Origin of the sequence: Kitasatospora sp. NPDC056800 (genome assembly GCF_042789775.1) — a bacterium.
Classification (GTDB): Bacteria; Actinomycetota; Actinomycetes; order Streptomycetales; family Streptomycetaceae; genus Kitasatospora.
In genome coordinates this window covers 1-5,860 of record NZ_JBHUAL010000247.1, presented here as the reverse complement: position 1 = coordinate 5,860, position 5,860 = coordinate 1, and the positions used below count along the sequence as shown (strand labels likewise).

The 5,860-nt window shown below is 73.5% G+C and carries 5 protein-coding genes; 4 read left to right on the top strand and 1 reads right to left on the bottom strand.

Going from position 1 to position 5,860, the window contains the following annotated elements:
* Positions 1 to 233: 233 nt before the first annotated feature.
* Both ACFRQN_RS36075 and ACFRQN_RS36070 read left to right on the top strand, forming a co-directional pair.
* Positions 234 to 1,484: a hypothetical protein gene (locus ACFRQN_RS36075; RefSeq protein WP_375875080.1), complete on the top strand. Its 1,251-nt coding sequence runs from the start codon at positions 234 to 236 to the stop codon at positions 1,482 to 1,484.
* A gap of 85 nt (positions 1,485 to 1,569) precedes the next feature.
* A complete protein-coding gene (locus tag ACFRQN_RS36070) occupies positions 1,570 to 2,415 on the top strand; it encodes a MerR family transcriptional regulator (protein ID WP_380744746.1) in 846 nt (281 codons plus the stop codon).
* 9 nt (positions 2,416 to 2,424) lie between these two features.
* On the opposite strand, the gene ACFRQN_RS36065 is transcribed toward ACFRQN_RS36070, so the two are convergent.
* Positions 2,425 to 3,480 carry a helix-turn-helix domain-containing protein gene (locus ACFRQN_RS36065; RefSeq protein ID WP_380744744.1) on the bottom strand — a complete coding sequence of 352 codons (1,056 nt, stop codon included), beginning with the start codon at positions 3,478 to 3,480 and terminating at the stop codon, positions 2,425 to 2,427.
* Positions 3,481 to 3,714: 234 nt separating this feature from the next.
* Between ACFRQN_RS36065 and ACFRQN_RS36060 the strand changes: the two genes are divergently transcribed.
* Together ACFRQN_RS36060 and ACFRQN_RS36055 are read left to right on the top strand one after the other, a co-directional pair.
* A complete protein-coding gene (locus tag ACFRQN_RS36060; RefSeq protein WP_241852808.1) occupies positions 3,715 to 4,392 on the top strand; it encodes an RNA polymerase sigma factor in 678 nt (225 codons plus the stop codon).
* Complete coding sequence (locus ACFRQN_RS36055) at positions 4,389 to 5,837, top strand: hypothetical protein (RefSeq protein WP_380744742.1); 1,449 nt, start codon at positions 4,389 to 4,391, stop codon at positions 5,835 to 5,837. Before ACFRQN_RS36060 ends, ACFRQN_RS36055 begins: the two co-directional genes overlap by 4 nt.
* Positions 5,838 to 5,860: the final 23 nt, after the last annotated feature.

Here is a 5,860-nt window from a genome sequence, read left to right as displayed (position 1 = left end):
TGGGGTGCGGCCCCGCGCGCTGCCGCGCGCCCCCCCCCCGGCGCCGCCCCCCCCCCACCCCCCCTTACCGGAACCCCCCCGGGCCCCCCCCCCCGCCCCCCGCGCCGTCACCCGGGGGCGCCACGGGCCGTTCCGGGGGCCGACCAGGGCCGTCCCGCGGGCGGTCCGGACGGTTCTCCTCCGTCACATAGGATGTCCGGCCGGAGGGGGGCGGAACGGCGGGGAGAGGACAGGTGCGGGTAGCACGCACGGCACGGACCACCACCGACTACGAGGCGACGACCGGGCGGATAGCCGGGCTGCCGCTCCGGAGGCACCACGTCCTGCTGACCGCCTGGACGGTGCTCTGGTTCCTCCTGGTCGAGCCCAGCGGCGGCTTCTCCTGGCACTACCTGCGCCAGGGCGAGCAGTTGCTCTTCAGCGGCCAGCCCGACGGCGGCCTGTCGCTCTACGCCCACCACCCGGAGCTCCAGATCGGCCCGGTCAGCCTGGCCGCGGCCCGGCTCACCGCCCCGTTCGCACCGCACACCGGCGAGCTGATCGCCGAGGCGGTGAGCGCCGGGCTGGGCCTGGTGATGCTGGTCGTGGTCGGCCGCACCGCGGCCCTGTACTACCTCGGCACCGGGACCAACCACCGGCGGCTGCAGCAGCGGCTGCTGATCGCCGGGCTGGCGTTCATCCCGATGTGGGTCGAGGTCTCGGTCCGCTTCGCGCACCTGGACGACGTCCTCGCGCTGTTCTTCACCACCCTCGCCGCGCACGCCCTGGCCCGCGGCAAGCCCGTCCAGGTCGCGGTCTTCCTGGCGCTGGCGGTGGACTCCAAGCCCTGGGCGATCGCCTTCGCCCCGCTGATCCTGGCGCTGCCCCGGCCCGCCTGGCTGCGCACCGCGCTCTGGTTCTGCGCCCTGGTGGCGATCGCCTGGCTGCCGTTCTACCTGGGCAACCTGGACACCATGGCGGCCGCCAAGTTCACCATCCCGAACCAGCCCGCCTCCGCGCTGCGCTGGTTCGGGGTCACCGACCCGGCCACCCCCTGGTGGGACCGGCCGACCCAGTTCGCGCTCGGCATCGGGCTCGGCTGCGTCGCCGTCTGGCGCGGCCGCTGGCCGGCCGTGGTGCTGCTGGGCGCGGACGCCCGCATCCTGCTCGACCCGAGCGTCTACACGTACTACACGGCCTCGATCCTGCTCGGCACCCTGCTCTGGGACGCCGTCGGGCAGAAGCGGCTCGTCCCGTGGTGGAGCTGGATCGCGCTGGCCGCGCTGTACGGCGGCACGCTGTTGCTCCCGTCCGACGCGGCCCGCGGCTTCGTCCGGCTCGCCTTCGTGGTGGTCTCCGCCGGGTACGTGCTGTTCTGGCCCACCCAGCGGTCCCGGCGGCAGCGGCCCGGCGCACCGGGCGACGGCGGGAGCGGCGGCACCGGCCGCCGGGGCGGTCGGGGCGGCCGGCGGCGCGAGCGGGCGCTGGCCGGCGCCGGGGTCTGACGGCAGGGGCCCGTCCCCGTCCACGGCTTGACCCTCACGCGACGTGAGAGCCGAGGGTGGTGGTCAGCACCAGGGAGGAACCCCGATGACCAGTGAGGGCTACTCGGTCGGCGCCGTGGCGAAGATCGCCAAGGTGACCGTCCGCACCCTGCACCACTACGACGAGATCGGCCTGCTGTCCCCGGCCGGCCGGACCCGGTCCGGCTACCGCCGGTACGTGGACGCCGACCTCGACCGGCTGCAGCAGGTCCTCTTCTACCGGGAGCTCGGGTTCCCCCTGGACGAGATCGCGGCGATCCTGGACGACGACTCGGTCAGCCCGACCGAGCACCTCCGGCGGCAGCACCGGTTGCTCACCGACCGGATCGGTCACCTCCAGGAGCTCGCCTCAGCCGTCGAACACGCCATGGAGGCACGGAGAATGGGCATTCAGCTGACCCCGGAGGAGAAGTTCGAGATCTTCGGCGAGGGCTACCAGGAGGACTGGGAGCAGGAGGCCGAGCAGCGCTGGGGCGACACCGCGGCCTGGGCCGAGTCGCAGCGCCGCACCGGCGGCTACTCCAAGGCCGACTGGCAGCGCATCCAGGCCGAGATGACCGCGCTCAACGAGCGCCTGGCCGGGGCGGTCACCGCCGGCGAGCCCGCCGACGGCGCGGTGGCCACCGGCCTCGCGGAGGAGCACCGGCAGCACATCCGCCAGAACTTCTACGACTGCACGTACACCATCCACCGCGGCCTGGCCTGCCTGTACGTCTCGGACCCGCGCTGGACCGACACCTACGAGAAGATCGCGCCGGGCCTGGCCCAGTGGCTGCACGACGCGATCGTCGCCAACGCGGACCGGCGCGAGGGGAAGTCCGCGGAGAAGGCCGGGGAGAGGACCGCGGAGAAGGCCGAGGAGAAGCGCGCGGAGGAGCGCGAGGGGCAGTAGACCGCGCGCTCAGGCCACCCCGCGCCCGAAGGAGCGCCGGTAGGCGGTCGGCGAGGTGCGCATCACCCGGCCGAAGTGGTGGCGGAAGGTCGCGGCGCTCTCGAAGCCGACCGCCGCGGCGATCTCCTCCACCGTCCCCTCCGGCGACTCCAGCAGCGCCAGACTGGTCGCGATGCGCTGGGTGACGACCCAGCGCATCGGGCTGGTCCCGGTGCGGGCGGTGAAGTGCCGCAGGTACGAGCGGTCCGACATCCGGGCGGCGCGGGCCAGCTGCGAGATGGTCAGCGGGGACGACAGGTGGTCCAGCGCCCACCGCATGCTGCGGGCGATCCCGTCGTCCTCCTCCTCGACCGGGCGGACCGCCGCCTCGACGAACTGGGCCTGCCCGCCGTCCCGGTGCGGCGCCACCACGAAGCGGCGGGCCACCGCGTTGGCCACCTTGGCGCCGTGGTCCCGGCGGACCAGGTGCAGGCAGAGGTCGATGCCGGCCGCGCTGCCCGCGCTGGTCAGCACGTCGCCGTTGTCCACGTACAGCACGTCCGGGTTGACCCGCACCGCCGGGTACCGCTGCTGGAGCAGCTCGGCGTACCGCCAGTGGGTGGTCGCCTCCCGGCCGTCCAGCAGTCCGGCGGCGGCCGGTGCGAAGGCGCCCGAGCAGATCGACACGATCCGGGCGCCGCGCCCGTGCGCGGTGCGCAGCGCCTCGACCAGGTCGGGGGAGACGCCGCCGAACGGGTTCGGCACCCCGGGGACCACCACCGTGTCGGCCGCGGCCAGCTCGTCCAGCCCGTGCCGGGCGGTCAGCGCGAAGCCGCTCACCGCCTCCAGCGGCGTCCCGGGCCGGTCGGCGCAGACCTTCAGCCCGTACCAGGGCGCCGTCAGCAGCCCGGCCAGCTCGGGCCGCGCCAGTCCGAACACCTCGACCACCACGCCGAGTTCGAACGGCGCCATGCCCGGGAAGGCGTACACCGCGACGTCGTGCACGGGCTCCGGGCGCCGGCCGATGGCGACGGGCACCGGCCGCGGGGCGGCACCGGTCCGGTCCTCGGCGTGCTGCTCGGCCATGCGAACCCCCTGCTCACGGGTGGCGGAATGCCGGTGAGTGTAGCCGTCCCGACCCCTTCGGAATTTTCTTCGAACCCGCCTGCAACCTTCACCCCCGTCACACGTCCTTTGATACGGGGGCGGAGGGAACCCGGCAGAGGGCGGCTGGGATGATCCCCCCGATCACGATCTTGATCAGGTGACCTGACGGAACGGCGGCCGCCGTCACCGTCCCGGGGGAAAGCGGAAACGCGCATGTCCATGGCCATCGGGCCGACCGCCGCGCAGGCAGGGGGGCGGGGCTTCTCCATCCGTGGAGTCGTCGCCGCGCTGTTCGGCGCGCAGGAGGCCGGCGAGCCGCTCGCCGGCGCCGCCACCGAGCAGGAGGCGAAGCAGCGCCGCTCCGGTTTCCGGCTGCTGCGCGGCGGTCGCAAGCCCGCCGAGGACCGGCCCACCCTGACCGACCTGTACCACGCCCACCGGCTCGGCCTGGTCCGGATGGCGGTCATGCTGGTCGACCACCAGGACCTGGCCGAGGACGTCGTCCAGGACGCCTTCACCCAGCTCTACCAGCGCTACGGCGAGGAGCTGGACGACCTCGACAACGCGCTCGGCTACCTGCGCACCTCGGTGGTCAACGGCGCCCGCTCGATGCTGCGCCGCCGCAAGACCGCCCGCGAGTACGTGCCGCCGCACGTGGCCGACGCCCCGTCCGCCGAGGACCACGCGGTGCTCAACGACGAGCACCGCCGGGTGCTGGTGGCCCTGCAGGAGTTGACTCCCCGCCAGCGTGAGGTGCTGGTGCTGCGCTACTGGTCCGACCTGTCGGAGGCGCAGATAGCCGAGACCCTGGGACTGTCCCGGGGTGCCGTGAAGTCCACCGCCAGCCGCGCTCTGGACGCCTTGGAAAAGCACCTGGAGAAGGTTCGATGACCGACAAGCTCCCCCGCCGCACCGGCGGCGACGGCGACGGGCCGGCCGAGACACCGACGGAACGGCTGCTCCGCGAGGCGATGACGGCCCGGGCCTCCCTCGTCACGGCCGCCAGCCTGCGCCCGGCCGCTCCCCCGAAGAACCGGATCCGCCGGCTGCGCCCGGTGTACGCCGTCACCGTGCCGCTCGGCCTGGCCGCCGCCATGGCGCTCGGCGTGCTCACCTTCCACGGCGAGCCGGTCGCCCAGGACGAGGTCCCGCCCCCGGCCGCCACCCTGACCACCTCGCCGAGCCCGACGCCCGAGCCGACCGGCGACCCCAGCCCGACGGCCGCCCCCACCGATCCGGGCACGCCCACCAGCGAGGCCGAGACGGAGGTCCCGCTCGCCGACGGCGTCCCGACCACCGCGACCTCCGCCCCCGGCACCGCGAGCGGCCCGGCGACTTCGTCCAGCCTGCGGGGCGTCAAGTTCAAGGTCCCGGCGGGCTGGAAGGCCGTGCCGGTCTCGGCCGACCGGGTCTGCGTCCTGAGTCCGGGCGCGCCGACGGAGCCGCAGCAGGGCTGGGCGCCGGCCAGGTGCGAGCCGTACGGCGTCCTGGTCGTGGCCTACAACTCCCCGGACGAACTCGAGGGCGGCGCCTGGCCGACGACGGACGACCTGGTCGCCGACAGCGGCTGGGGCCACCAGCCGAACTGCCCGATCTGGGGCCGGCCCTACTTCCCGGACAACGGCTACTCCTCGGTCGGCGCACCCGTGCGGACCAAGTCCACCGTGGCCGGCAAGACGATCGACAAGACCCAGTGGAACGTCACCTGCAAGCCCGGGGACACCTTCACCGCCCAGCTGTGGGGGATGGGCCTGGACCAGGTCTTCGTGGTGGCGAACGGGCTCAAGAGCGACTACCAGTCGGGCCTGACGGCGATCGTCAACAGCCTGGACGTGAGCGGCCACAAGTCACCGTCCCTGACCGCGTCCGACAAGGGCGCGAAGGACATCGCGATCACGGTCGACGGCGGCATCGGCGCCGGGCAGAAGGTGTCCACCAACGGCACCCCGGTGACCTTCACGGTGACGTACCGGAACACCGGCCAGAAGACCTACGACAAGCTCCAGCCGCTGGTCTACACGAAGGAGTACGCCGGGACGCCGCCGAGCGAGATGGTCATGATGAACAAGGGCAAGCTGGAGCGCCAGGACGGCGGCGCCTGGAGGGAGATCCTGCTCTCGATGGGCGGCGGTATGGACTACGCGAAGGTGGACCAGCAGGCCTGGTTCTCGCTCGCACCGGGGGAGACCAAGAGGGTGACGTACCGGATGGCCCTCGACCCGATGGACGGGCCCGGCACGATGCCGCTGTCCGTCCAGGCGACGCTGCCGTACGAAGGCTCCGGGTCGCTGACCTCCCTGAAGGAGCTGATCGTCCCGGTGACGGTCGTGAAGTAGCCGTTCCAAGCTGGCAGTTGAGG

What these genes read in the sequence shown, in the direction of transcription:
- ACFRQN_RS36060 (WP_241852808.1), top strand. Translation starts at nt 3,715, where the DNA reads ATGTCCATGGCCATCGGGCCGACCGCCGCGCAGGCAGGGGGGCGGGGC.
- ACFRQN_RS36055 (WP_380744742.1), top strand. Translation starts at nt 4,389, where the DNA reads ATGACCGACAAGCTCCCCCGCCGCACCGGCGGCGACGGCGACGGGCCG.
- ACFRQN_RS36065 (WP_380744744.1), bottom strand. Translation starts at nt 3,480, where the DNA reads ATGGCCGAGCAGCACGCCGAGGACCGGACCGGTGCCGCCCCGCGGCCG.
- ACFRQN_RS36070 (WP_380744746.1), top strand. Translation starts at nt 1,570, where the DNA reads ATGACCAGTGAGGGCTACTCGGTCGGCGCCGTGGCGAAGATCGCCAAG.